The organism is Paenibacillus sp. FSL P4-0338, assembly GCF_038002365.1.
Taxonomy (GTDB): domain Bacteria; phylum Bacillota; class Bacilli; order Paenibacillales; family Paenibacillaceae; genus Paenibacillus_AQ.
The window spans coordinates 1900510-1926983 of record NZ_JBBOCG010000002.1; the positions used below are offsets into that span (position 1 = coordinate 1900510).

Sequence of the window (26474 nt, forward strand, 5' to 3'; positions counted from 1 at the left end):
AATTGAATTTGAAAATTACAGACAGGGAAAGTGGCGGAGGGGAATTTTGGTGCTGTAGGAGCGATAGCGACCGCCTTTGTATGCGGATTTCAACCGTTAAAAACGGTATATATCAAGAAATCTGCAGACAACAGCGGCCGGAAGCCCAAAACTTCTCTGGAGTCACGGCTATCCCATACTGAGTATTTACAAGGTTTAATTTATATAGTGTCCTCCCCCCACAATCAATAGTAAACTTTTGCCGGTTTTGGACTTTATTGCGGAAGCGGTGCAGAAGGCGTACAAAGCGCTGTCCAAAAAGTCCGATTGCCGGAAAAACACCCGCCAACCATAATAGAAAGCGCAGCCACGGCAATGTAGTGAAGCGAACTAGCCAGGCTGCTTATCCATACGGAGGTGAAGGTAAATGAAGCAAGGAGCGGCAATGGGGGCAGCAGAGATCAGCGCGGGTACAAGCTTCCGCCGCAGCAGGCGCGAGCAGCGCTTCAGACGTCTGAAGCGGGACAAATGGCTCTACATACTGCTCAGCCCCGGACTCCTATATTTCCTGGTGTTCAAATATGTACCGATGTGGGGAGTGCTGCTCGCCTTTAAGGATTATCAGCCTTTTCTGGGCTTCTGGAAAAGCAGCTGGGTCGGATTGGAGCATTTCCGCACGTTTTTTCAGAATCCTGATTTCTTCATGCTGCTGCGCAATACGCTGGTGCTGTCGCTGTATAATCTGGTGTTCTTTTTCCCGGCACCGATTATCCTGGCCCTGCTGCTGAATGAGATCCGGCTGTCCTTCTACAAAAGGACGGTTCAGACGCTGATCTATGTGCCCCACTTCATCTCCATGGTCATCGTCGCGAGTATCTCTTACGTGTTCCTTACGACCCAGGGCGGTGCGGTCAATGAATTCCTCTACACAGTTACCGGGCACAAAATTGATTTCCTCGCCAATCCAGACTGGTTCCGCCCGATGATTATTCTGCAGACCATCTGGAAGGAATGCGGCTGGGGGACGATTATTTTCCTCGCTGCGCTGGCCGGTGTCGATGTGGAGCAATATGAAGCCGCCGTGGTGGACGGAGCCAGCCGCTGGCGCCAGACCTGGCATATTACGCTGCCCGCGATCCGCAGTACGATTGTCATTCTGCTGATTTTGCGGATGGGTACGATTCTGGATAACGGCTTCGAGCAAATCTATCTGATGATGAATGCGCTGAACCGCGAGGTGGCCGAGGTCTTCGATACCTATGTGTATGCGCTGGGAATTACCCAGGGGGCATTCAGCTACAGCACCGCAGTCGGCTTGTTCAAATCGGTAATCGGGGTCGTGCTGGTGCTCGGCACCAACTGGCTCGCCAAGAAGTCAGGCGAATCTGGATTATATTGAAAAGGAGGCCAAGAGTGTGGCTAAACGTTACCGCAGCGCCGGAGAGATTACCTTTGACGTGTTTAATTACCTGGTGCTGGGCATCATCGGGATCGCGGCCATTCTGCCGTTCCTGTTTGTCGTCGCCGGTTCCTTCGCCACCGAGGCGGAAATTACGAAGCGCGCGGTCTTTCTGGTTCCGACGACCATTTCGCTGGACGCTTACCGGTTTATTTTCTCCACGGATACCATTGTCCGTAGCATCGGGGTGTCGCTGTACGTGACAGTGATCGGGACGGCAGTCAATCTGTTCTTCACGGTTACCATGGCGTATCCGATGGCGAAGCGGTACCTGATGGGCCGCAATCTGATCCTCAATCTGGTGATATTCACGATGCTGTTCGGAGGCGGGATGATTCCCACCTATCTGGTAATCCGGGAGCTGCATCTGCTCGATACGCTGAATGCCTTAATTCTTCCGGGGGCGATCAGCGCCTTCAACCTGATTATCGTGAAGAACTTCTTCCAGGAGCTTCCCGCTGAGATGGAGGAGGCGGCGCGCATCGACGGTTGCACGGAGCTGGGGCTGCTGTGGAGGATTGTGCTGCCGCTGTCGAAGCCTGTGCTGGCGACGTTCACCCTCTTTTATGCGGTCGGACACTGGAATAACTTCTTCTCGGCGCTACTCTACATCAATGACCCGTCCAAGTGGCCGCTGCAGGTGATGCTGCGCCAGATCGTCATGCTGTCCCAGTCGGCAGCGGGGGATCTCAGCTCGATGGACCCGAACTTCGTGCAGCCGCCGGAGCAGTCGATCAAAATGGCCGTCATCGTGGTCGGCACCCTGCCGATTATGTGCGTGTATCCGTTTCTGCAGAAGCATTTTGCCAAAGGGGTGATGCTGGGTTCAGTCAAAGGGTAAGCGGTTAGTCAACATATAAAGGGAGGCCAAGTGATGAAGAAGATGAAGCGGAGTGAAGGTTCACGGTCTGCGAAAAAAGGGTTGTTCATGCTGCTGGCTATGATTATGCTGCTAAGTGTATTGTCCGGCTGCGGCGGAAACGGGGAGAATGCGGGTGCGGGACAGAAGGACCCTGCCGCTGACAGCGGGAAGACGGACGGTACAGCCAAGGGAGAGAAGCCGCTTGAGCTGACGCTGATGCTGCCGATTTTCAAAACCAATTATCCGAAGGACGGCAGTCCGGTCGCCGCCAAGCTGGAGGAGCTGACGAACACCAAAATCCATTTCGAATGGGTGCCGAATGCATCGTATGCCGACAAATTCAACATTACGCTGGCTTCCGGCAAGCTGCCTGATATTATGTATGTAGGCGACGTGAAAGCGTCCAGCTTCGTCAATGCGGCCAGATCCGGCGCTTTCTGGGAGGTGGGTCCGTATCTCAAGGATTATCAGAATCTCAGCGGGGCGAAGGAGGTCATTCTGAATAACTCGGCCATCGACGGCAAGAATTACGGGATCTACAGAGGGCGGGCGCTGGGACGTAACGGCGTGGTGTTCCGCAAGGACTGGATGGAGAAGCTGGGGATTGAGAACCCGAAGACGGTGGATGATTTCTATTCGATGCTGCAAGCGTTCAAGGAGCAGGACCCGGACGGCAACGGCCAGGCGGATACGTACGGCATGGTGCTGGTCAAGTGGACCGGCCAGTGGGCCAGCGGCTTCGATACGATGAAGCTGTGGTTCGGATCTCCGAACAAGTGGGGCGTTCAGGAAGGGAAGCTCGTGCCTGAGCATGAATATCCCGGTTATTTGGAAGCGCTTAAATTTATGAAAAAGCTGTACGATGAGCAGCTGATCAACGCCGACTTCGCGGTGATGGACAGCTCCAAATGGAATGATCCTGTCGTCAACAACAAGGCTGGTGTCATCGTCGATGTGGTCGATAACGCGGCACGGCTGGATGACAAGATTCATGCCGCCCTCCAAAAGGAAGGCAAAGATGAGCCGGAACGTCATTATATGGATGTTATCGGCGGTGTGAGCGGAGCGGACGGCGCGCTGCATACTCTCCCGACCTCCGGCTTCTCCGGCATGCTGGCGATTCCGAAGTCTTCGGTCAAAACCGAGGAGGAGCTGAAGCAGGTGCTGGCCTTCCTGGACCGGCTGAATGATGAGGATTTGCAGACGATGTTGAACTATGGAATTGAAGGCGTGCATTATAAGCTGGTGGATGGATACATCGAACGCTCCAGCGATACCGTTCTGCTGGAATCGGAAGTGGAAGGCCTGAACCAGATGCTGCCGTTCATCCCTGAGGACAAGGCGAAGCAAGTGAAACAGACCCCGCTGCGGCTGAAGCAGACCGAGGTACAGAAGACGAATGAAGCGACGATTGTGACCAATCCGGCGGAAGCGCTGATCTCGGCAGTCTATACGCAAAAAGGCTCACAGCTGGATAACGTAATCAACGATGCGCGCATCAAATTCATTGTCGGTCAGATGGATGAGGCCGGGTTGAAGTCCGCTTTTGAGGTATGGCGGAAGACCGGCGGAGATGAGCTTGTGAAGGAAATGAACGAATTGTACGCCTCAGCGGGCAAGTAAAACCCGGTCCTGCTCCAGTCTCCGGCCGGTCTGAGCCCGCTGCGGCTGCATAGCTGCAACTCTAAACTAAGGATTCGGCTGGTGAATGCAATGGAGAATGAAGGGGCAGGAGCACGGAACAGGTATACGCGAGGCGGGACAGGACGCAAGGGCCGTTATTACCGCAATAATCTCATTATTGTGCTGATCGTCTCGTCCATTCCCGGGCTGATCATCGGGCTGCTGGTCTATTTTATGGCCGGGGGAAATCTGGAGAAGGAGCTGCTCCGGATGCATAACCGGCAGATTGAGCAGCGGGCGGACAACATCAATGATCAATTGTCTAATCTGGAGCTGATGCTGGCCCACTGGGCATTCGATCCGAAGTTCGACTACGGGCTGAGCAACATGGATTTCATCCGCAATCATGAACGGGCCTGGGATATTACGAAGACACTGGTAGTCATGCAGGGCTCGAATTCTATGGTGCGGCAGGTTGAGCTGTATCTGGCCGGTAAACAGCCGGTGCGCTTCGGCACGGAGTACGGGACGCTGGCTGCGGAGGAGGAAGTACTGTACTCGAAGCTGCTGAAGCAGGAGCGGAGCACGTACTGGACGGAGTGGGCTTTTGAACCGGAGAAGCCGGAGCAGAAGGAGCTGACGCTGGTGCACCAGATCCCCGGCGGCAGCCGGGAGCCCTTCGGGGCGCTATTGCTGCGGATGGATACAGAGAAGGTATCGGCGATGCTGCGGACCATGACCCCGTACAGCACGGGGGAAGTGTTCATGGAGCAGAAATCCGGCGGGCTGTTCATCTCGGGGGCCGGGATGGATACCCCAACGCCGCTCGTTACGGCGCTGCGGGCTGCTATTGCAGCCAGAGGCAGCCAGGATAGCGGGTCCTTTCTGTATGACTGGAACGGGGTTACTTATGCGGTGACCTATGGTGATTTCTCGCGGATTGCCAGTGAATGGCGGTATGTATCGGCTTCGCCGATTTCCAGCGTTACCTCTCCGGTGGTCTGGCTGTCCCGGATGATTATTCTGGTCAGCTTGTGCGCCTTGCTGCTGGCGGCAGTCCTGTCCTGGATTGCCTCCCGCAGAATCTATTCGCCGGTCCGCCGTCTGCTTCAGACCCTGCTTCCCGAGCATGCGGCCTCCGGGGACCGGGTGGATGAGCTGACGCTGATCGAGCGGCACTGGCAGAACCTGCACGGACAGCAGCACGCCCTCGAGTACACGCTCTCGGAGCAGCTTCCGCATGTGCAGCAGAGCTTCCTCCACCAGCTGTTCCAGGGGTATCTGTATGCCTATTCCGAACAGGACTTGCAGAGCCGGATGAAGCAGTACAAGTGGGAAGTGGAGAACTGTACCTTCGTGGTGCTGTATATCCAGCTGACCGGCATCTCCAGCCTGGAAGCCAAATTCCGCAGCGGTGACGAGAGTCTGGTGTCGTTCGCGGCTGTAAATATCATCGGGGAGCTTGCTAAGGAGCATTTCGGCCGGGCAGAGACGGTCAATCTGCATGACCTTACCTCCGGTATGCTGCTGATGGAACCGGGAAGCGGCCCGGACCCGGCCCGCGTGGGGGCCTTCGGTGAAGAGCTGGCGGCTACCCTGAGCCGGATGCTTAAGCTTCAAGCCACGGTGGCGTACAGTGCAAGGATCGGGAGCATCTCCGCGGTTCCGCGGTCCTTCGAGGCGGCGAAGCAGGCGGCCAGTCACAGCAGGTACGGGGGCGGGAACCAGATTATCAGTCTAGAGCAGCTGGAGCGGGAGGGGCAGGGCACACCTATGCCGCAGTATTCCTTCGCGCTGGAGCGCGGGCTGATTCAGGCGCTGCGGACCGGCGAAGCGGAGGAAGCGGACCGGCTGCTGGAGGAATTCCTGGAGACGCTCTCCGCAGGCGGCGCGAAGGTGATCGACGTACAGCAGGGGATGCTGCATCTGCTCGGCGCGATCCTTCATGCGGTGCTGGAGGCCGGGATGGCCCAGAGCCAGCTATTCGGCGGCAGGAATCTGTATGCCAGCCTCTCGCAGATCCATGAGCCGGGGCTGATTCTCTCCTGGTTCCGCACACAGGTTATCGCTCCCTTCCTGAAGGAGCTGTGCGAGCGCTCCGACGCCGGGATAAGGCGGACCATTGACCAGGCGATGCTGTATATTCAGCAGCATTATATGGACAATATCTCACTGGACAGCTGTGCGGATTATACAGGGACCAGTCCTTTTCTGCTCAGTAAGTCGTTCAAGCGGGTCACCGGGCAGAATTTCATTGATTATGTAACGGAACTGCGGCTCACCAAGGCGAAGGAACTGCTGCGTGACACCGATCTGAAGATGAACGATGTCGCCTTGCAGGTTGGCTATCAGCAGAGTTATTTCAACCGGATTTTCAAAAAACAGGAGGATATCACTCCGACACGTTACCGTGAACTGATCCGGCAGGAGGGGGAGAAGGAGAATGGGACCCGGTAAGCGGGGACCGGCTTCAGAATGACAGCGGCTCACTTTCCGTGATCCCGCGTCCGCAGGCCTCCTGCTCCGGCAACGGCTCAATCGTCCAGGTGATGTCCCATCAAGGAGATGACAGAAGATGACCTCTTTATCCTCGGCCCTGCCAGTCCAGTTACGATGGCTGAAGCCGCCTGCTGCGGCTGCGGGGGTGACCTGGGGTGTCCCCTGGTCCAAGGGAGATCTGAAGCGCGGAGAACTGGCCGCGCTATATCTTGGCGGGGCGGATAACGGCTCCCGCCTGCCGCTGCAGAGCCGTCCGGCTGCGTATTGGCCGGACGGCAGCATCAAATGGTCCCTGCATTCTGCCGTATGCCCTGAAGGGAGTACGGCAGGATATACGCTGCAACGCTCTGCCGGGCAGAGCGCTGTGTCCGCAGCCTTTCAGCTGTCCGTGGCAGAGACAGAGGAGGCTTATATTGTCGATACAGGCAGCATTCGTTGCACCGTGGTCAAGCATGGCCCGGGCGTGATCTCGCGGATTATCCGCCGGGGAACGGCGGAATCCGGGGGACCGGACGATGATCATGGATATTACAGAGCTACGGAGGCGGTGACGGGTTCAGGTGCGGGTACGAGTGCGGGCGTGAGTGTGGGCACGGTGGCTGGTGAGCGTGCAGGTGCGAGTGCGGATGTGAGTGTAGCTACGGATGCAGGTGCAGATTCAGCCGGTGCAGCTATAGGCGCGGCGAATCAACCCTGCCCGGCAGAGCAGTTGGTGTGCAGCGGAAGCGAGCTGCTCTGTCTCCGCGAACAGCGGGACATCCTCAGCGGGGAGCTGAAGCTGCGGCAGGAACGGTTCACCGGAGTGACGCTGAAGGCCAGCCTGGAGGAGCGGGGACCGGTGCGTGCCGTGATCCGGCTGGACGGACGGCACAGAAGTACAAGGGGAGCCCGGGAATGGCTTCCTTATACTTTGCGGCTCTATTTCTATGCCGGGCTTGCATCCATCCGGCTGGTGCATACCTTCCATTATGACGGCAACCCGCAGCAGGACTTCATCAAGGGGCTGGGCCTGCTGTTCAAGGTGCCGCTCAGCGGTCCGCTGTATAACCGACATGTCCGGCTGGCGGGCAGCGGGGGAATCTTCAGCGAATCCCCCAAGACGCTGCAGACCCGCAGAACCCGGGGCAAATATGCCGGTATGTTCGCCGGGCAGCTTGAGGGGCAGAGCCAGCACTTTGATCCCGTAGAGGATGCGTACTTCACGGGACTGCTCCAGGATTCGGCGGTATGGGATGACTTCCGGCTGGTGCAGGATTCGTCTGAGCATTATGCCGTGCATAAGCGGACAGGGTCGGACTGCACCTGGATTAAAGGGGCGGAAGGCCGGCGGGCAGGCGGACTGGGCTATGTCGGCTCTGACGGCGGAGGCTTGGCTGCCGGAGTGAAGGATTTCTGGCAGAAGCACCCCTCCGGGCTGGAGATCAGCGGCACCTCCGGCGCGGAAGCGGCGTTAACGGTCTGGTTCTGGACGCCGGAGGCACAGGCGATGGACTTGCGCCACTATGATACGAAGACGCATGTCGAGTCCTCTTATGAAGGCGCGGAGGAGCTGCGGGCAACCCCTTACGGCATCGCCAATACGAACGAGCTGACCTTGTGGTGTACCGCGCGGACGCCGGATTCTGGTCAGCTTCGGCAGATGCAGCAGCAGGCGGATGAACCGCCGCTGCTGGTCTGTGAGCCCGGGTATTACCACCGCAGCCGGGCGTTTGGACTCTGGAGCCTGCCGGACCGGAGCACGCCGGCCAAGGCGTACCTGGAGGAGCGGCTGGACGGAATCATCAGCTTTTACCAGAAGGAGATGGAGCAGCGGAAGTGGTATGGCCTGTGGGATTATGGCGATTTCATGCACAGCTATGATCCGGTCCGCCATGTCTGGAATTATGATCTGGGCGGCTGTGCCTGGCAGAATGCCGAACTGGTACCGAATATGTGGCTGTGGGTGAGCTTTCTGCGGACCGGACGCGCGGATATTTACCGGATGGCAGAAGCGATGACCAGGCATACCAGCGAGGTGGATGTGTATCATTTCGGGGAATATGCGGGTCTTGGCTCCCGGCACAATGTCGTGCATTGGGGCTGCGGCTGCAAGGAAGCTCGGATTGCTATGGCGGGCCTGCACCGCTACTACTATTATCTGACCGGAGATGAGCGGACCGGCGACATCATGGACAGTGTGAAGGATGCGGATTATTCCACGGTGAATCTGGACCCGATGCGGGCTTATTTTGCGAAGGATGAATTCAAGACGCATGTGCGGGTGGGGCCGGACTGGGCCGCGTTCAGCTCTAATTGGATGACCCGCTGGGAACGTTATGAGGATACGGCCTACCGCGACAAAATCCTAACCGGCATCGACTGCATCAAAGCAGTCAATCTGCGGCTGATCTCCGGGCCAACCTACGGATATGATCCCACAACGGGAATTCTCAGTCCTATGGGCGATGACAACTGGGGACGGCATCTGGCGATCTGCATGGGCGGGCCGCAGGTGTGGTTCGAGCTGGCCATGATGCTGGAGGACCCGGAGTGGGAGGACATGCTGGCGGAGTTCGGTGTCTTCTATAATTTGCCGGAGGAAGAGCAACGGCTTAGATCCGGGGGGGCAATTACAGGCAAGCTGCGCTTCGAGCATCCGGTGCTGAGTGTGGCTATTGCCGCCTACGGCGCATGGGTTAAGGATGACCGGGCGACGGCGGAACGCTGCTGGAGCATCCTGCTTGAGAATCCGTTCGGCACGGTCAATCTGCAAGCGGAGCAGAAGCAGGTGACTTCTATGGAAGCGCTGGATGAAGTGGACTGGATGAATACGAACGAAGCCTCACAGTGGTCACTGAACACGATTATTGCGCTGGAGCTGATTGCCGAAGCCTTGCCTGCACGCGATGGTGGAGCGGGTGATGTAGCTGATGCGGAAGCTGTGGGGAGTACGGAAACTGGAGCTGGTGCTGGAACTGATGTTGAGGCTGGTGCAGAAGCTAGGATTAGCGCGAGGGCCGGTGCCGGAATTGACCATAATGCCGGTGCCGAGAAAGGTGAGGTGGTTCAATGACTACGCTACAGGGTGGAGCAGATGTTCCTGAGGGCTGGCGGGAGATCTACCGCAATACGCTTGAGGGGCCCGCGCAGGTAGAGGGCTTCCGGATGGAAGGCGAGGGCGCAGTTACTTTTCCGCAGAGACGGTTAAGGCTGGAGAGTACCCGCGGGGCTGAGGAAGGACAGAAGGCGAATGTGGTTTTCTGGTGTTCTGAGGTTCTTCCAGCGGAGCTTGCCATCTCCTGGAGGTTCCGCCCGCTGCGCGAGCCGGGGCTGGCCATTCTGTTCTTCGCGGCTGCCGGTGCAGGAGGCAAGGATCTGTTCGACCCGTCCCTGCCGGCCCGCACGGGCGAATATGACCAGTACCACCATGGGGAGATGGATGCCTATCATATCTCGTATTTTCGCCGGATGTGGGAGGAGGAGCGGGCTTTTCACACCTGTAATCTGCGCAAAAGCTATGGCTTCCACCTTGTCGCCCAAGGCGCTGACCCGCTGCCGGATACCGCCGATATGACTGCGGACTACCGGATGCTGGTGGTGAAGCGGGGGGCTGCTGTGACGTTTGCCATCAATGAATTGCCGGTGCTGCAATGGGTGGACGACGGCTCGTCCTTCGGTCCGCTGCTCGGCGGCGGCAGACTTGGCTTTCGGCAGATGGCCCCGCTGATAGCGGAATATAGCGATCTGGTCGTCTATGCTCCCTGAAGCTGGGAGAGGTGGCTGGAGTCACGGCTATCCCATAGCTTAAAAAATATACAAGTTCAATCTATATAGGGATGGACGATTACGAAGGAGGTTTTACTGCAATGCCGGGAGTCTATTACTGCTACCCGCAAGGCCGTCATAAGGCGCTGACCATGAGCTATGATGACGGACGGCGGGCGGATGAACGGCTGGTCGGGCTGTTCAACCAGCATGGAATCAAGGGCAGCTTCCATTTGAATTCCGGGCTGCTTGGCGAAGGGGACCGTATCAGGGCTGATGAGGTTGCGGCTCTCTACCATGGACATGAGGTCAGTGTGCATACGCGGAGTCATCCGACGCTGGCGCGCTGCCCGCAGGAGCAGGTCGTGGAGGAGATTATGGAGGACCGCAGGGTGCTGGAAGGGCTGGTCCGCCAGCCTGTGCGAGGCATGTCTTACCCGAACGGCTCCTATACGCAGGAGATCAAGGCGCTGCTGCCGCATCTGGGCATTGAATATGCCCGGACGGTACAGACCACCGGGGGCTTCGCCCTGCCGGAGGACTGGCTGGAGTGGCAGGCGACCTGCCATCATAATCGGGAGCTGCTGGCTCACGGGGAGACTTTTGTGGAACTGCATAAGCGGCAGTATCTGTACCTGATGTATGTGTGGGGACATAGCTATGAGTTCGACAATGACCACAACTGGGACCTGATGGAGCGCTTCTGCGCCATGGCGGGCGGACGCGGCGACATCTGGTATGCGACGAATCTGGAGCTGGTGCAATATATGAAGGCCTGCCGGGGGCTGCTGTTCTCGGCGGCAAGGAATTTTGTCTGTAATCCGGGAGCGGCTGCGGTCTGGCTGGAGGTTGACGGTACGGCAGTCGAGGTGCCTGGGGGACAGACTGTGGATCTGGGCTGATACAGAACAGGGATAGAGTGAAGGAGGATGTATTGTGAATCATATGGATCATAGTCAAAAGCTGCACCGGCTGGCCGGATTGGATATCTCCGCCGCCGGTCCAAGATGTAAAATGCTGCTCGGCGATCTGGACGGGGACGGCCGGGCTGAATTGCTGCTGGTGCAGCCGGATAACCGCCAGGATGTGCGTTATATTCCCCATCAGGTGCAGTGCCTGACGGCGTACAATCTGGATGGCCGCCTGCTGTGGCAGACGGGAAAGCCGGACCCGGACGCAGGCAGGCAAGGCTCCGATTATCCGGCGCAGATTGCTGATATCGATGGTGACGGGGCTCTGGAGGTACTGTGTGTGATGAATGACCAGCTGCATATTCTGGAGGGGGCGACGGGCAAAGTCAAAGCGGTTCATCCGCTGCCGGCAAAGGAGGCTCATGACTGCATCATTATTGCCAACCTGTCAGGCGGCGATTATCCTTCCGACATCATTCTCAAAGACCGCTACCATCAGCTGTGGGTGCTGGACCGGGACTTCCGGCTGCTCTGGACCCACCAGGGCAATTTGGGGCATTATCCCTGGGTGTACGATCTGGACGGTGACGGGCGCGATGAGGTAATGGCCGGATATGATCTGCTGAGCGCGGAGGGCAAGCTGCTATGGAGCTGCAAGGATCTGGACGATCACGCGGACTGCCTGTGGGTCGGCGATGTGAACGGAGACGGGGTGCCGGAGCTGGTCATCGGCGGCAGTGTGACGGTGATGTACGACCGTGACGGGCGCGAGCTGTGGCGGTACGAAGGCTCTGTCGAGTCGCAGCATCTGGCGCTCGGGCGGTTCCGCCCGGACCTGCCCGGCCTGCAGATTGCGGGCCTTGACCGTCTAGTCCGGGAGGATGACGGCAAGGGTCTGCGGGGCAAGGATGCTATGTTCCTGCTGGACCAGTCCGGCCGGGAGCTGTGGAAGGAAGAACGTACCACTGACGGCTGGCTTACCATTGTCGAAGCCGTCAGCCGATTCTGGCCGGATGCACCCGACTATATTCTGGCATACCGCCGGGGCGAAGCTGTGCTTCCCGCACTCTATGACGGCTATATGAATATCGTAGCCGAGTTCGCCGAGCAGGGTTATGCCGTGCACGGGGATCTGCTGGGCAGCGGAACGGAGCAGGTCATTATTTATACGGATGAGTTGGCTGCTGTCTATGCCGGTGAAGCCCTACCGCTGCAAGCGGCGCACCCCGGCCAGCCGCTGCCCCAGTCCAAACGCCTGTACAGCTCCACCCTGTACCCCGGCGGTGAGGTGGCGTTGTGATGGGGGGCGGGGACGAGAAGGCGGTGTTGAGTGCCGAGGAAGGGCATGCCGTGAAGGGTGCTGCATTGAGAGCGGAGTCGGCGAATAGTGATGCCGTGCAGGATAGTACATTGAGAGCGGATTCCGTGAAGAGTACCGTGAAAAGTGGCCCGCCGGGCAGCAGAGGTGAGGTTGCGCAGGCCAACGTCCCCGCCTACTTTGATCCGCGTCATTCCATCGTCCGTACCGCTGGAGATCATACAGAATCCATGCTGGCGGTTATAGCGAACCGCTATATTGGTGCGAATCCGCCGCAGCCTCCGGTCTACCGGGTGCATCTGGAGCACAGCTTCCCGCGGCTGGCGGATTGCCGGTACGAGATGAACCTGAAGGAGCGGCTGCCTGAGCTGCGGGACGGGGAATTTGTCTATGCCTGGGGGAAGCTGTGGAGCGATACAGACAGCGAAATCCCGCTCGCCCTCAGCTGCTTCGGTCCGGTGACAGTCTATGTCAACGGCATTGCCGTTTTCGCTTCCAATCTGAACGATGATGTGTTCCCGGACCGTAAGGCGTTCTTTCGTACCGGGCTGACGGCAGGCTGGAATCACTTCCTGCTGGAGTGTACCGCAGTCGGCATCGGCTGCGGCGGGATCTTCGGCACCGGGAGCGTGAAGGGCGCACCGCTGCATTGTCTGGCCCCGACTGCGGAGCGCAGCGGCTGCGAGGGCTGGATCTACAGCGCGCCGCAGCAGAGCAGATGGGCCCTGCAGCCGGAGGGCTGCGGCGCTCCAGAGGGAGAGGCTGCGGCGCACCGCGCAGAGCCTTCGCAGCGCGTCTGCTGCGGAGAAGCCGCGGAGGCCGCCGAAGCTGCGCTGGCGGCCCGCTGTGCCTGGTATCCGGCGGCCGGATGGCCGGATGACGAGGCACAGCGCGGGAATCTCGCGCGCGTGCTCGGCGCGGAGCCCGGCGCGAAGGCGCTGGCCTGGAGCAGGCTTGCGGTGAGCGCGCCGGGCGGAATGAACGTCCGGCTGTCCCTCCGCAGCCGGGATGTAGCGGCACTCAAGGTCTACGTAGATGGCAGGCTTGCCGCCATCCAGTCCGAAGAGAGTGCCGGCCTTGAGTGCATGCTGCCGCTGAGCTTCGGCAGCCATGACCTGCTGGTCGAGGCCGTGTGCGGCGGCCCCGGGTGGGGCTTCCGCCTGGAAGCAGCAGAAGCAGTTCCCCGTGTCCGGGCGGGGGACACGGGAGGCAGTTCTTGTGTCCTTAAAAGCTCCACCGGCACACTGAAGCTGGTGAGTCCTTATCCGGTGGAAGGGCAGACCGGGCCATGGTTGTACCTGGGCCCGTTTCTACAATCGGCGGCACCGCAGCCAATGGAAGCGGTCTCTATGGATGCTCCCTTCGGTGAAGGGGCGGAGGAATGCTTTTGGCGGGTGGACCGTCCTGGCGGTGCAGTCAGGCCCTATCTGGAGAGTGTGCTGTACGGCCGCTGGAATTATCCGCTCGGGGTAACTCTATATGGTCTGCTGCGTACCGGTCAGGCTCTGGCTGATCCTCATTATTCCGCTTATACTAGAGGACATATTGAGCAGTGTACCCGGCTTCATGCTTATTCGCTCTGGGACCGCAGCCGCTATGGTGCTCCGGGTATTAACCAGCAGCTGGCGCTCATGGACTCACTGGATGACTGCGGCTCCTTCGGTGCTACGATGCTCGCCGCCCATGCCGAACAGCCGCTGCATGGAGCGACCGAGACAGCGGCGTATATCGCCCGGTACATTCATGAGACGCAGTCCCGCGATGAGGAGGGGGCACTCTACCGGACACGGGGCACCACCGACTTCATGCAGGGAACGATGTGGTGTGATGACCTGTATATGAGTACTCCATTCCTGAGCAGGTATTATAAGCTGACGGGAGATACCGCTTATCTGGATGATGCAGTGTCACAATTTCTCCATTACCGTAATCGGCTATTCCAGCCGGAGCTTGGCATTATGCATCATGTGTATGACTACAAATTCAGCAAGCCGAACGGTGTAGCCTGGGGAAGAGGCAATGGCTGGGTGCTGTTCTCGCTGACTGAGCTGCTGGAGGTACTGCCGGAGCAACATCCGCAGCGGGAAGAACTGCTGGAGTATTACCGGCTGCTGTGCGAAGGATATTTACGGCTGCAGGACGCCGCAGGATTATGGCATCAGGTTCTGACCGATCCCGAATCTTATGCGGAGGCATCCTGTTCCTCGATGTTCGTGTATGCTTTTGCGCGCGGCGTGCGCAGAGGTTGGCTGACAGAGCCGTATCCATATACCGGTGCAGCGTTACGCGGCTGGACGGCACTGGCCGAGTACTGCATCGACCATCAGGGGAATGTCTATGGCGTCTGCCGGGGATCGGGCTATTCCTTCAACAAACTATATTACAAAGAACAACTCACCTGGCAGCTTAACGATACTCACGGAATCGGAATAGTGCTGCTGGCCGGTATTGAAGTGCTTGAGCTCACACGGGGGCTGGAAGCGCAGCGCATATAAGGGGAGCAGGCCAAATTTAAAGGGATAAATCCCATTGATTCAGCTGAAAGTGGGCGGTGAGCGAAAATGAGAGGGATAAATCCCATTGATGCGGATAAAAGTGGATGATGAGCCAAAATAAAAGGGATAAATCCCTCTAAGCCGTCAGAATGAGGAGCACAAGTGCACTTGAATTCGTCAAAAGCCGGCCTGGAACGTAAATGAGGAGCACAAGTGCACTTGGATTTGCCAAAAGCAGGCCTAGAGCGTATACGAAGCGCACAAATACCCCTGAATCTCCCATAGGCACGCCAAAAAACCCGCAGGCGAAATTTGCTTCCTGCGGTTTTTTGCGCGGAGTGCCTTATGGGTATGTAGCACAGGCGAGCTGAGCGGTTAATCCTTATCGATCAGCTCCAGCTTTTCAAGGATCTTAAGGGTGGTAATGGCAGATAGCTGCACAGCTAATTGAATGCTGGCCTGGCTGTTTCCACTCTGCTCCAAGGCAGCTTGGTTTTCGGATAACACATCTTCCGTCACCTGCTGGATCAGACTTTTGACGATCTCGTTATTCATAATAGGCTCCTCCTTCCGAAAGTAAATACTCTCATTCTATATTTCGGCCGGACCCAGGATTTTACTTAGGGAGCAGGGAATGTTATCCGGTAATCTGAACGAAATCCACACTTAACACAGACTTGAAGCGGAATCTGTAGTAAACTGGAAGGAATGTATTGTGTGCCTGCAATTATTCTACAGAAAAGAATGTGATCAATGTATGCAGCTTCAAGCTCCTCAACCGGCCAAGAAATGGCTGGAAAAATATCTGTCCGGAGACAGCATGGATTACCGGCAAATTATCGCCTTGTTTCTGCCTATTCTCATTGACCAGGCTTTCATTATCGGACTGAATCTGGTCAACACTGCGATGATCAGCTCGTCAGGGATGGCGGCGGTCAGTGCGGTGAATATGGTGGATTCCCTGAATATTTTTCTGATCAATGTGTTTGTGGCGATTGCGACCGGGGGGACGGTGGTGGTTGCGCAGTATAAAGGAAGCGGGAATGACCGCATGGTCTCCCAGGCTACAGCCGGCTCGGTAACCTCGGTCTCGCTGCTTGCGGTGGGTATTGGTCTGCTGCTGATGTCCTTCCATACGCCTATTCTGAATCTGCTGTTCGGGACGGCTTCCGCCGATGTGCTGGACAATGCCCGGGTCTATATGATCGGCAGCAGCATCTCTTATCTGGGGATTGCCGTGGTTCAGGCCGTATGCGGTGCGCTGCGGGGCGTAGGCCGGACGCGGGCTTCGCTGATGCTGTCGCTGATTATGAACGTGCTGTACGTTATCCTCAACGTCGTCTTTATTAACCTGCTGGACATGGGTGTGCTGGGCATGACATTTGCGGTCAATATTGCGCGTTATGTGGGGATGGCCTGTGCCTTGATCTATCTGTTCAAGTTCGATTCGGTGCTGCGTGTGCGGTTCCGCGACCTGTTCCATGTACCGCTTACGATGCTGCGCAAAATCATGTTCATCGGCGTACCGTTCGCCGCAGAGCAGATGTTCTTCAACGGCGGTAAGCTGTTGACGCAAATCTTCATTGTCAGTCTGGGCACGTATGCCATCGCCACTAATGCGATTGCCGGATCGCTGGCGATGGTCTTTCAGATTCCGGCCAGTGCGCTGTCGCTGACGATTGTGACCGTGGTCGGCCAGTGTATCGGACGGGGGGATGTGGCGGATGCCCGGAAGTTCATCAAGTCCTTCCTGTGGATCGGTTCCGCCTCTTACGCCTTGGTGGCCTTGATCCTGATGCCGCTGTTCCACCCGCTGGTGTCTATTTTCTCCCCGCCTGCGGAGATTATCGATGATCTGTTCGTGGTGCTGCTGGTCAATGCGATTGCCCAGATTCCGCTCTGGGCGTTCAGCTTCATTCTGCCGTCTGCCCTGCGGGCAGCGGGAGATTCCCGCTTCACCTCAATTGCTTCAATGCTGACCATGTGGCTGTTCCGGGTGGTGTTCGGCTATATTCTCGGAATTGTACTGGGGTACGGGGTGCTGGGGGTATGGCTGGCGATGAACTGCGAGTGGGCGGTCCGAGGAGCAGTATTCCTGTGGCGCTTCCGGGGCAAGAAGTGGTATGCGCACAAGCTGATCTAGATCCTGCTGGTAAGAAGACTCCTAATTCAGGGGTCTTCTTTGCTGTGCAGTAAGCCGGAATCATCTATAAAAAGCACGGTACAACCTTTAGTTTCAGGTAAGACGCACTTGGGTCCGTATGCTACGATTTGGGTGGTGAAGGGGGAGGCTTCCACATTAGCTGTAAGCGCTTAACTCATTGAAACCCAAATTCATACAGAGGAGTGCAATGCATGAAGAGAATAATCAAGCAAGTCTCTCTGGTGCTGCTGGCAGCCCTTCTGCTTCTTCCGGCAGGCGGTTATCTTCCGGCTGCTCAGGCAGCCGAGGCACAGACCACGGTATATCATGAGACCTTCGCGAATGGGGCAGGTAAGACGAGCCACTCAGGGGGAGCAATCCTGAGTGCGGTTAAGGAGGTTCCTTTTGCAGGGAATGCCGATGGTGCAGCATTATACGTAAACAACCGGAAGGACAACTGGGATGGAGTTGATTTCAAATTTACCGATCTCGGTCTCCAGCATGGGAAAACGTACACCGTAACGGCTGTTGTCTACGTTGACGCGAAGGTGACGCTCCCAGAGGGAGCAGAAGCAGCGCTGCAGACAGTGAACAGCTACGGGAATTATGCAGCAATACCCTATGTGGCAGGGCAATCGGTCACACTGACGAAGACATTTACTGTGGACACGAGTGCCACGGACTCTACTAAGAGAGACCATTCCTTGCGCATCAACTCCAACGAAAAGGGAGCCACAGTACCCTTCTACCTTGGCGATCTTCTGATAACGGCAGAGTCCGCTCCGGGCGGCGGGGAAGAGCCTGTGCGTGAACCGGCTTTGCCGTTCAGCAAGGTTACTTTTGAAGATCAGCAATTGGGCGGCTTCACCGGCAGAGCCGGAACCGAGACGGTAACTGTAACGAATGAAGCGAATCATACAGAGGGCGGTTCGTATTCCCTGAAGGTCGAGGGCAGAAGCAACACCTGGCACGGGCCTTCCCTGCGTGTGGAGAAGTATGTGGACAAGGGCAGCGAATATACCCTGTCTGCCTGGGTGAAGCTGATCGAACCGGCGAGCGCACAGCTCCAGCTGTCCACACAGGTGGGGAACGATACAGGAGCGAGTTATGTGGCGCTGTCTCCCAAGACGATCAGTACGGCTGACGGCTGGGTGAAATATGAGGGCAGCTACCGCTATAACAGTGTGGGCGGCGAACATCTGACCCTGTACATTGAGAGTTCCAATAATGCAACCGCTTCCTTTTATATCGATGATATTAATTTCGAACATACCGGCACCGCTCCGGTGGATATTCAGAGAGATCTGATTCCGCTAAAAACAGCCTATCAAAAAGACTTCCTGATCGGCAACGCGTTATCCGCCGAGGATCTGGAAGGTGTGCGGCTGGACCTGCTGAAAATGCATCACAACGTTGCTACCGCAGGTAATGCCATGAAGCCGGATGCGCTGCAGCCGACCAAGGGCAATTTCACTTTTACAGCGGCGGATGCGATGGTGAACAAGGTACTTGCCGAAGGCATGAAGATGCACGGGCATGTGCTGGTCTGGCATCAGCAGTCTCCTGCATGGATGAATACGTCAACGGATGGAGCGGGCAAAAGCGTTCCACTGGGGCGTGACGAAGCCCTCGCTAACCTGAGAGAGCACATTAAGAGAGTTATGGAGCATTTCGGAGACCGGGTGATCTCCTGGGATGTAGTCAACGAAGCTATGAATGATAACCCGTCCAATCCGAATAACTGGCAAGCGGCGCTGCGTAAGGCTCCGTGGTATGATGCTATCGGCCCGGACTATCTGGAGCAGGCGTTCCTGGCGGCCAGAGAAGTGCTGGACCAGCATCCGGAATGGGATATCAAGCTGTATTATAACGATTACAATGATGATAACCAGAACAAGGCCCAGGCCATCTACAGTATGGTTAAGGAACTGAATGAGAAGTACGCGCTGACCCATCCAGGCAAGCTGTTGATTGATGGTGTGGGAATGCAGGCGCACTACAATATCAATACCAATCCAGATAACGTCAAGCTGTCGCTGGAGAAGTTCATCTCCCTTGGCGTAGAGGTCAGTATTACCGAGCTGGATATTCAGGCTGGCAGCGGGAATAAGCAGACGGAGAAGGAACAGATTGCCCAGGGCTATCTGTATGCCAAATTAATGGATATTTACAAGGCCCATGCTGACCATATCGCGCGGGTAACCTTCTGGGGCATGGATGACCGCACAAGCTGGAGAGCGGAGTCAAGCCCGCTTCTGTTCGACAGGGATTTGCAGGCGAAGCCGGCCTACTACGCAGTCATTGATCCGGCCAAATTCATGGCTGAGCATGAGCCGGATACAGCGGAAGCCAACGTGTCAGAGGCGGTCTACGGCACGCCGGTCATTGACGGAACAGCGGATGGCATCTGGGCTTCTGCGCCCGAGATGGCTGTGAACCGTTATCAGATGGCCTGGCAGGGCGCAAGCGGAACCACGCGTACCCTGTGGGATGACCAGAATCTGTATGTGCTGGTCCAAGTGAATGACGCTCAATTGGACAAGAGCAATGTGAATCCATGGGAGCAGGACTCTGTCGAGATTTTCCTGGATGAGAATTTCGGCCGCACGACCTTCTATGAGAGCGATGACGGACAATACCGGGTCAATTACGACAATGAAGCCTCCTTCAGTCCGGCAGCCATTGGTGCAGGCTTCGAGTCGGCAACCAAGGTAACCGGAACTAACTATACGCTTGAAATGAAGATTCCGTTCAAAAAAATCACGCCAGCCGGCGGCACCAAGGTCGGCTTCGACACTCAGATCAACGATGCCAAGAGCGGCGTCCGGCAAAGTGTGGCCGCCTGGAATGATACCACCGGCAACGGCTATCAGGACACCTCCGTCTTCGGCGTGCTGAAGCTTAAGGCCAAAGACGGCGCTGAACCGCCGACGAAGCCGACTCCAACGCCAACGCCAACACCAACACCAACGGTAACGCCAACGCCAAAACCGGAAGCAACGCTGGAACCAACAGCTACACCGGCACCAGTATCCGGCGGTACCAGCTACAGCAGTACGCCTGCACCTAAGACTGCACAGATGGACAGCAAGGATGGTGTGGTGACGCTCAGACCTGTGGTGAAGACCGTAGGTACAGAGGCGAAGGCTGTAGTTACGGCTGAGCTGTGGCAGCAAGCCCTGAAGCAGGCGGCCCCGGCAGCGGACGGACGGAAGCAGATCATCATCGATCTGGCGAACCTGACCGGCGTGGCTTCCTATGAAGCCCAGTTGCCGCTTCAAGGCCTGAAGACACAGGAGAAGTACCTGCTTGTCCTCCAGAACGGCCTCGCTACGCTGTCCATTCCAAGTGAGCAGCTCGCAGGGGTTACAGCAACCACTGAATATGTTAGCATCCGGGTCAAGCAATCCACAGCCGAAGGTCTGAATGCCGCTGCTCTCCAGCAGACCGGCAGCCGTCCGGTGGTGGAGCTGAGTCTGCTTGCAGACGGGCAGAAGGTAGCCTTGCCTGGCAGCAGCGCGATGACCGTCTCTATTCCTTACAAAGCGTCAGCGGAAGAGCAGAGGGGACTTGATTCCCTGCTGGTCCGTTCGCTCACCGGTAACGGTACGTTGTCTGCTGTGGTGAACAGCCGTTACGAGGCAGCGAAGGAAGCGCTGGTGTTCCGTACTCCGGAGTTCGGCACATTTGCCGCAGCTTTCGCTCCGCCGTCCTTTACAGATCTCGGCAGCCTGTCATGGGCGAAGCAGGCAGCTTCTGCCATGGCTGCGCGCGATATCATTCCGGGCGGCATCAGCTTCATGCCTGCGGCTCCTATGAACAGAGCAGACTTCACAGCCTCGCTGATGAAGGTGCTGGAGCTTAAGGCTGCTGCTGAAGCAGTTACAGGCTTCAGCGATGTCCAGAATAACGCGGCATACAGCAAGGAGCTTGCGGCGGCGAAGCAGCTCGGTATCGTCACAGGCTATGCGGGCGATACCTTCAAGCCAGCGGGCGTCATCACCCGTCAGGAGATGATGGTAATTGCAGCGCGTGCCCTGAAGGCGGCCGGAATCACGGCTGAAGGCAACGGATCAATTGCATCATACACCGATGCCGGTCAAATCTCCGCCTATGCCAAGGACAGCGTATCCGCCTTGCTGAAATACGGTGTAGTGAACGGTAAGACGGGCAAGCTTGCCCCGGGGGACACCCTCTCCCGTGCGGAAGCTGCGGTGATTCTGTACCGGATCTGGAAGCTGTAAAGTTACTTCTATAAGAAAGAGAAACAGCCAGTCGCCGGGGATTTCCGGTGGCTGGCTGTTTGGGTATGCCGAGTTGCAATACTTGCAACATTAGCCCCACATCAAATAATTAAGGGCGAATAGCCTAAACGGTAAAGTAATGCCCCTCATCCAGATCAGCAATCAGTCCCGGCTGCACCGGCTGCCAGCACGACAGTGGCAAGATGCTTTTGACAGATAAGCACAAGGCGCAGGAGATGCTGGAGAAATGGCATGAAGGTTCATAACAAGTATTTACCGCTTCAACACCAGTGGAAGGTACACCTCGTCCACAATATTGGCGATCGTCTCCTCCGACATGGGGGCGTTGTACAGCATCAGCTCATGGCGGGCCAGATCGGACGGCAGAGTGAGCATTCGGGGGGTCACGGCTTCGGCAGACACTTCTCCCCGCTCAACAGCCCGCTCTAGCAAAATCGACATGGTCCTGTTTTGACGCCCATGCGGGAAAATATACGAGGCAAGCGGCATATCGCCCATTTCCGCTACAAGCCCGTAGAAAGCGTTCAATATGGCTTGAATATTATTCTGGTTCATAGCCCGCAGCACCCCGCATACATCATCCCTCAAATTCCCGTGATCGGGGACTTCCTCCAGCGGCAGGGGCACACGTTCCCGGATGGCAGCAAGCACAAGCTCAGCGCGGTTAGCCCACCGGCGGTAGAGTACGGCCTTGCTTGTTCCCGCCCGCTCGGCCACACTTTCCATCGTAAGATTGGAATACCCCTGCTCTGTTAACTCTTCCCGTACAGCTTGCAGAATGGCAGCTTCCAGCTCCTTGCCTCTGCGTCTGTTCTTCGATTTATCCTGTTCTTGAGAAGTGGACATATCTATCTCAACCTCCATTGGAGAATTTCGTTGCGTTTCCTATGTGGATAGTATATCATAGGCTCAAATAAGAAACTTAAAGTATCTTATTTAGTGATTAAAGGGAGATGATCAACTTGCAAGAGCAAGCTAAACCAGCACTTGAACCGTCTGAACAGCAGGCTGGAGCGAAGAACTTGATGTGGATTCTTATGCTTGGTATCCTGGCACCGATATTCGATACGACGATAACCAATGTGGCGATTGATACGCTGGTCCGGGAATTTAACACTTCGGTGTCCACGATTCAGTGGGTGATGACCGGATATTTGCTATCGCTTGCGATGGTCATTCCGATAAGCGGCTGGGCTGTGGAGCGGTTTGGGGGAAGGAGGATGTGGCTGTTTTCACTGGGCATGTTTTTGCTCGGCTCTGTGCTGTGCAGCATGGCGTGGAACGTGGAGAGCCTGATACTGTTCCGAACCCTTCAGGGGATCGGCGGGGGCTTGCTGATGCCCATTATGCAGACCTTGGCCGTACGTGCCTATGGAGGAGACAATATGGGCAGAAAAATGGCGACCATAGCTCTGCCAGCGCTGCTTGGGCCCATTCTGGGACCGGTGGTGGGTGGAATAATCGTTAATCACTTGAACTGGAGATGGATCTTCTTTGTCAATATTCCGCTGTGCGTGGCTGCCATAATTGTTGCTTGGAAAGGGCTCCCTAAGGAAGAGCACAATGCCCGGACGCTACGGCTGGATATGTCTGGATTGCTGATGCTGTCTCCGGCTATCGTGCTTATCCTGTACGGTCTTGGAGAAGTCAGCTCCCACCACGGCTTCGGTCATGCTGCGGTTCTTGCCCCAGTCATAGCAGGTGTGGCGCTTTTAGCAGTATTTGTGGTGTATGCCCTCCGCAAAGGAAGCGAAGCATTGATCGATGTCAGGCTGTTCCGGGTACGTTCCTTAACCGTGTCCTCTACACTGCTGTTTCTATCCGGCTTGACCACCTATGGTGCAATGCTGCTCCTGCCGCTGTATCTCCAGCAAGTCCGCGGTGAAACGGTGCTGATCTCCGGCCTGCTGCTCGTTCCCCAAGGCATCGGGATGCTGCTGACCAGATCACTGGCCGGCAAATTGACGGATCAGATCGGATCGAGACCTGTGGTGCTTGCCGGAACGGTCCTTACCATCCTCGGCACTTGGCCGCTGACACAGCTTGGAGCAGACACGAGTTACTATTTTTTGAGTGCAGTTCTTATTGTGAGGGGGGCCGGATTAGGGGCCGTTTTTCTGCCGGTTATGGCTTCTGCCTATATCGGTCTGTCCTCGAAGCAAATCCCGCACGCGAGCAGCACTACCCGTATTATGCAGCAGATTGGCGGCGCCTTCGGCGTATCGGTTATCGCAATTATTTTGCAAAATGAGCTGAATTCCGTCCTGACTCCTGACCCGTCCGCATTGGCCGTTGCCTTCGATCATACGTTCATGTGGACGATTGCCTTCTCGACTCTGGCGTTAATTCCGGCGGCGTTCCTGCCTAGAATACGGAAATAACACGGCTGGTGCGCATGTGCAATAATGTTTCATTTTCTTGGGTAAAATGGTTGCGGAGGGTAGAGTGATCGGGTACCATTTATAGTTATAATCCAAAGAAACTGGGCATGTATCTGCTGCGGTTCAATGGCAGGCTCTGAAGGAGGACGACTAAATGGACTACCAGCCGTATAACGATGGAGGTTACCAGCCGCTCGTGGTGAAGCCGTTCTGGATCAAGATCCTTTTCCTGTTAGCGGGATCCTTGCTTTTTGTGATATTGGGGTTCTGGCTGCTAAAAATATCCGGGGAGGTTACGACGGATCTTGCCATCCTTCTGCGGACGCTGGGAATTGCCTGCACCGTGCTGTTTGGCCTGGCGGCCATCGTCTATCTAATCATGCTGCTGCGCCGCTCCCCGCTGCTGGTGGTGGATGCCCAGGGCATTGATGACCAGTCTTCAGCGATTCCGGGAGGACGCTTGATGTGGGAGGACATTTCGGACATCCGCTTGATCCGTTACTATGGACAACTGAACATCTGCATCTTCCTCGTTGACCCCCAAGCCTACCTGTCCCGGCAACGCGGACTAAAGCGCTGGCTGATGGCCATCAACCTCCGTCTCGCCGGCACACCAGTGAATATAACGGGCCAGTCCATGCAACTGCCGCTGGAGCGTATCTATGAGGAGATGGAGCTGCGAAGACGGCTGTGGGCGGGGCTGAGGTAGTCTGAATTTGCTATTTAAACATAAAAGAGAATAGGACATTGACGGTACTACTTCACGGTAGTGCTTTTTTATTTTAGAGACAGAAGAGCACATATTCGATTTATTTGAGGATGATATCGTCCATCCGGACGTTTCAGTTCAAAAGCAAATTGGTATGGTTGATTGGTCGGGAATTGGTAGTTTATAAATAAAATGTATATAAGGTATAATATTCCATGTAGCGCTGCAATGCAGTGAAGTGAAATGCTCCGAAGGAGGATTAAGATGAATCAAGTCCATACCGGGAAAGTAGAGGGCAGTAGAGCATTTAAAGTGGAATTTTCGCAAGATGTTTTTGAGATAGCCCCTGATTTACATGTTGGGTTGATCGCGACTTCTCATATTGCAAACTTAGACAGGGATTCTGAAGTGAACGCGCTGCTTGCTCATATGGAACAGGAAATCATGAACTCAGGATTGCAAAAAGAATCAATAAGTGAAATTCCGACCATTGCAGCCTGGCGGAAAGTCTATAGTCAATTTGGTGTCAAGCCCGCAAGGTATCCTTGCGCTGCAGAATCGCTCATAAGACGTGTAGTTGAACAGGGGGCATTAGCCCGAATTCATACACTCGTGAACTTATGCAATGCTATCTCTTTGAAATGCCGTACACCTATAGCTTCGTGCGATATCTCTGATATACAAGAATTTGTTATCAGAAGAGCTACTGGGAATGAACAGTTCTTGCCGATTGGGAAAGTGGATGGGTGTGAGCTTCCTTCAGCCGGTGAGATTATTTATGCAGATGATGCCGGGAGAGCACACTCCCGGCGCTGGAACTGGAGACAGAGCGATCATGTTAAGACAACGGCTGAATCCTCACAAATGCTGTTTACGATTGAAGCGGTCCATAAAGAAGCTAAAGTACTTGTAGAGGCCACTACGTTTCTTTTAAATGAATTGCTGCAGCCATTTACCGGAGTTGGGAGATCTGAATGGGCGTTCATTCATAAGGATTCACCTGTGCATACCTTTCTATTACATAACGGGGAGGTTTTCGCGGATCGTGACAGAGCCCATGAGGCAAGTGAAGAAAGGTATTATTGACTCCATTCCCATTGTTATCGGATATATCCCGGCGTGCATCACCTTCGGCCTGGTGGGCAAAGCCCTTTCCTTAAGTGACCTGGAGGTCTTTCTTCTATCCGCTGTGGTCTACGCCGGAGCAAGCCAGTTTATCGCAGCTAAGCTGCTCGCAGTGGGAACCGCTGCCCCTATTATTTTGCTGCTCACGTTCGTTATCAATTTAAGATACTTTTTTATTAGCCTGTCATTCTCTTCCAGAATGAACCGGAATACACGCCCGTTCTACAAAGGATTTGTTGGATTCGGGCTGACAGAAGAGGTGTATGCGGTCAGTATGATGTCCGACAAAAACCGCAGAGAAGCAGGGAGTCATTCCCTTCCTTATTTGCTGGGGCTGGAGATCCCGCCCTACACCGTCACACTAATCGCAACGTATGCCGGGATTATGCTGGCAGATTATATTCCCGCTAATATTTTGCCGGCGCTGAATACTTCCCTGTACGCTTTGCTTATTGCATTAGTAATACCCCAGATCCGGCTCAACAAAAGAAACCTGGCGATCTGCATTTCAGCCGCTGTTTCCTCCTGGTTGCTACAGCCCTTATTAGGAACAGCTACTGTAGTGGCTGCGATGATCATCGGAGCATGTGTCGGCGGAATATTCCCTTCCAAAGAAAATGAGGTCAGGAGTGAAGTCATGTGACAATAATTGTGATCCTCGGAATGGGTATGCTGACCTTCTTATTCCGCATTGCGCCGCTGCTGCTTGTGCGGAAGGCGGAGATGGAGGAGCGAAAGAACTGGTTTTTGGAGAATCTTCCTCTGGCTGTACTCAGCGCGTTAATTATTCCCGGTATATTTCAGGTGGATCAAGAGGCGCCGATGGTAGGGATTGCAGCGGGTGTGGTTGCTATTGTTCTCGTATTGGCTAAAAAGGTGCCATTGTTTGGTGTCATCATTGCTTCTGTCGCTGTTGCTGTTTTTGTTGAACTTCTATAATCCATTCATAATGGGAGGAATA

Annotated in this window: 18 protein-coding genes; 16 read left to right on the plus strand and 2 right to left on the minus strand. The window is 55.8% G+C overall.

Annotated features, from left to right (window positions below):
* Nucleotides 1-406: 406 nt before the first annotated feature.
* The 9 genes from MKZ07_RS32280 to MKZ07_RS32320 all read left to right on the plus strand — a co-directional run bounded on the left by MKZ07_RS32280 (nt 407) and on the right by MKZ07_RS32320 (nt 14890).
* Nucleotides 407-1378, plus strand: a complete 972-nt coding sequence (locus MKZ07_RS32280; protein ID WP_036696559.1) for an ABC transporter permease — start codon at nt 407-409, stop codon at nt 1376-1378.
* A gap of 16 nt (nt 1379-1394) precedes the next feature.
* Nucleotides 1395-2279, plus strand: coding sequence for a carbohydrate ABC transporter permease (locus MKZ07_RS32285; RefSeq protein ID WP_036696562.1), 885 nt, complete (start codon nt 1395-1397; stop codon nt 2277-2279).
* A 42-nt stretch (nt 2280-2321) separates the two neighbouring features.
* On the plus strand, nt 2322-3923 hold the full coding sequence (locus tag MKZ07_RS32290) for an extracellular solute-binding protein (protein WP_156949662.1): 1602 nt from the start codon (nt 2322-2324) through the stop codon (nt 3921-3923).
* Between the two features lie 90 nt (nt 3924-4013).
* Nucleotides 4014-6380 carry an AraC family transcriptional regulator gene (locus MKZ07_RS32295; RefSeq protein ID WP_341029832.1) on the plus strand — a complete coding sequence of 789 codons (2367 nt, stop codon included), beginning with the start codon at nt 4014-4016 and terminating at the stop codon, nt 6378-6380.
* 118 nt (nt 6381-6498) lie between these two features.
* Nucleotides 6499-9474: an exo-rhamnogalacturonan lyase family protein gene (locus tag MKZ07_RS32300; protein WP_341029578.1), complete on the plus strand. Its 2976-nt coding sequence runs from the start codon at nt 6499-6501 to the stop codon at nt 9472-9474.
* Nucleotides 9471-10166: a DUF1961 family protein gene (locus MKZ07_RS32305; protein ID WP_036696566.1), complete on the plus strand. Its 696-nt coding sequence runs from the start codon at nt 9471-9473 to the stop codon at nt 10164-10166. The genes MKZ07_RS32300 and MKZ07_RS32305 overlap by 4 nt, the downstream gene beginning before the upstream one ends.
* 101 nt (nt 10167-10267) lie before the next feature.
* Nucleotides 10268-11068: a polysaccharide deacetylase family protein gene (locus MKZ07_RS32310; RefSeq protein WP_036696567.1), complete on the plus strand. Its 801-nt coding sequence runs from the start codon at nt 10268-10270 to the stop codon at nt 11066-11068.
* 43 nt (nt 11069-11111) lie between these two features.
* Nucleotides 11112-12377, plus strand: coding sequence for a hypothetical protein (locus tag MKZ07_RS32315; protein ID WP_341029834.1), 1266 nt, complete (start codon nt 11112-11114; stop codon nt 12375-12377).
* A complete protein-coding gene (locus MKZ07_RS32320) occupies nt 12377-14890 on the plus strand; it encodes a glycoside hydrolase family 88/105 protein (protein ID WP_084648974.1) in 2514 nt (837 codons plus the stop codon). Before MKZ07_RS32315 ends, MKZ07_RS32320 begins: the two co-directional genes overlap by 1 nt.
* 375 nt (nt 14891-15265) lie before the next feature.
* Here MKZ07_RS32320 and MKZ07_RS32325 read toward each other — a convergent pair whose 3' ends face one another.
* Complete coding sequence (locus MKZ07_RS32325) at nt 15266-15445, minus strand: hypothetical protein (protein ID WP_036696572.1); 180 nt, start codon at nt 15443-15445, stop codon at nt 15266-15268.
* 202 nt (nt 15446-15647) lie between these two features.
* Between MKZ07_RS32325 and MKZ07_RS32330 the strand changes: the two genes are divergently transcribed.
* Both MKZ07_RS32330 and MKZ07_RS32335 read left to right on the plus strand, forming a co-directional pair.
* Complete coding sequence (locus tag MKZ07_RS32330; RefSeq protein ID WP_036696574.1) at nt 15648-17033, plus strand: MATE family efflux transporter; 1386 nt, start codon at nt 15648-15650, stop codon at nt 17031-17033.
* A 212-nt stretch (nt 17034-17245) separates the two neighbouring features.
* A complete protein-coding gene (locus MKZ07_RS32335; RefSeq protein ID WP_341029581.1) occupies nt 17246-21277 on the plus strand; it encodes an endo-1,4-beta-xylanase in 4032 nt (1343 codons plus the stop codon).
* 273 nt (nt 21278-21550) lie between these two features.
* Here MKZ07_RS32335 and MKZ07_RS32340 read toward each other — a convergent pair whose 3' ends face one another.
* A complete protein-coding gene (locus tag MKZ07_RS32340; RefSeq protein WP_036696578.1) occupies nt 21551-22144 on the minus strand; it encodes a TetR/AcrR family transcriptional regulator in 594 nt (197 codons plus the stop codon).
* 107 nt (nt 22145-22251) lie between these two features.
* On the opposite strand from MKZ07_RS32340, the gene MKZ07_RS32345 reads away from it, so the two are divergent.
* The 5 genes from MKZ07_RS32345 (at nt 22252) to MKZ07_RS32365 (ending at nt 26452) form a co-directional block, all read left to right on the plus strand.
* Nucleotides 22252-23679 carry an MDR family MFS transporter gene (locus MKZ07_RS32345; protein WP_036696581.1) on the plus strand — a complete coding sequence of 476 codons (1428 nt, stop codon included), beginning with the start codon at nt 22252-22254 and terminating at the stop codon, nt 23677-23679.
* A 154-nt stretch (nt 23680-23833) separates the two neighbouring features.
* Nucleotides 23834-24388, plus strand: coding sequence for an STM3941 family protein (locus MKZ07_RS32350; RefSeq protein WP_051493688.1), 555 nt, complete (start codon nt 23834-23836; stop codon nt 24386-24388).
* 264 nt (nt 24389-24652) lie between these two features.
* Nucleotides 24653-25474, plus strand: coding sequence for a B3/B4 domain-containing protein (locus MKZ07_RS32355; protein WP_051493691.1), 822 nt, complete (start codon nt 24653-24655; stop codon nt 25472-25474).
* Nucleotides 25434-26156: an AzlC family ABC transporter permease gene (locus tag MKZ07_RS32360; protein WP_162174476.1), complete on the plus strand. Its 723-nt coding sequence runs from the start codon at nt 25434-25436 to the stop codon at nt 26154-26156. The genes MKZ07_RS32355 and MKZ07_RS32360 overlap by 41 nt, the downstream gene beginning before the upstream one ends.
* A complete protein-coding gene (locus tag MKZ07_RS32365) occupies nt 26153-26452 on the plus strand; it encodes an AzlD domain-containing protein (protein ID WP_051493694.1) in 300 nt (99 codons plus the stop codon). Before MKZ07_RS32360 ends, MKZ07_RS32365 begins: the two co-directional genes overlap by 4 nt.
* Nucleotides 26453-26474 lie beyond the last annotated feature (22 nt).

What these genes read in the sequence shown, in the direction of transcription:
- MKZ07_RS32340 (WP_036696578.1), bottom strand. Translation starts at nt 22,144, where the DNA reads ATGTCCACTTCTCAAGAACAGGATAAATCGAAGAACAGACGCAGAGGC.
- MKZ07_RS32350 (WP_051493688.1), top strand. Translation starts at nt 23,834, where the DNA reads ATGGACTACCAGCCGTATAACGATGGAGGTTACCAGCCGCTCGTGGTG.
- MKZ07_RS32345 (WP_036696581.1), top strand. Translation starts at nt 22,252, where the DNA reads ATGATCAACTTGCAAGAGCAAGCTAAACCAGCACTTGAACCGTCTGAA.
- MKZ07_RS32355 (WP_051493691.1), top strand. Translation starts at nt 24,653, where the DNA reads ATGAATCAAGTCCATACCGGGAAAGTAGAGGGCAGTAGAGCATTTAAA.
- MKZ07_RS32280 (WP_036696559.1), top strand. Translation starts at nt 407, where the DNA reads ATGAAGCAAGGAGCGGCAATGGGGGCAGCAGAGATCAGCGCGGGTACA.
- MKZ07_RS32325 (WP_036696572.1), bottom strand. Translation starts at nt 15,445, where the DNA reads ATGAATAACGAGATCGTCAAAAGTCTGATCCAGCAGGTGACGGAAGAT.
- MKZ07_RS32290 (WP_156949662.1), top strand. Translation starts at nt 2,322, where the DNA reads ATGAAGCGGAGTGAAGGTTCACGGTCTGCGAAAAAAGGGTTGTTCATG.
- MKZ07_RS32330 (WP_036696574.1), top strand. Translation starts at nt 15,648, where the DNA reads ATGCAGCTTCAAGCTCCTCAACCGGCCAAGAAATGGCTGGAAAAATAT.
- MKZ07_RS32300 (WP_341029578.1), top strand. Translation starts at nt 6,499, where the DNA reads ATGACCTCTTTATCCTCGGCCCTGCCAGTCCAGTTACGATGGCTGAAG.
- MKZ07_RS32315 (WP_341029834.1), top strand. Translation starts at nt 11,112, where the DNA reads ATGGATCATAGTCAAAAGCTGCACCGGCTGGCCGGATTGGATATCTCC.
- MKZ07_RS32310 (WP_036696567.1), top strand. Translation starts at nt 10,268, where the DNA reads ATGCCGGGAGTCTATTACTGCTACCCGCAAGGCCGTCATAAGGCGCTG.
- MKZ07_RS32295 (WP_341029832.1), top strand. Translation starts at nt 4,014, where the DNA reads ATGGAGAATGAAGGGGCAGGAGCACGGAACAGGTATACGCGAGGCGGG.
- MKZ07_RS32335 (WP_341029581.1), top strand. Translation starts at nt 17,246, where the DNA reads ATGAAGAGAATAATCAAGCAAGTCTCTCTGGTGCTGCTGGCAGCCCTT.
- MKZ07_RS32305 (WP_036696566.1), top strand. Translation starts at nt 9,471, where the DNA reads ATGACTACGCTACAGGGTGGAGCAGATGTTCCTGAGGGCTGGCGGGAG.
- MKZ07_RS32320 (WP_084648974.1), top strand. Translation starts at nt 12,377, where the DNA reads ATGGGGGGCGGGGACGAGAAGGCGGTGTTGAGTGCCGAGGAAGGGCAT.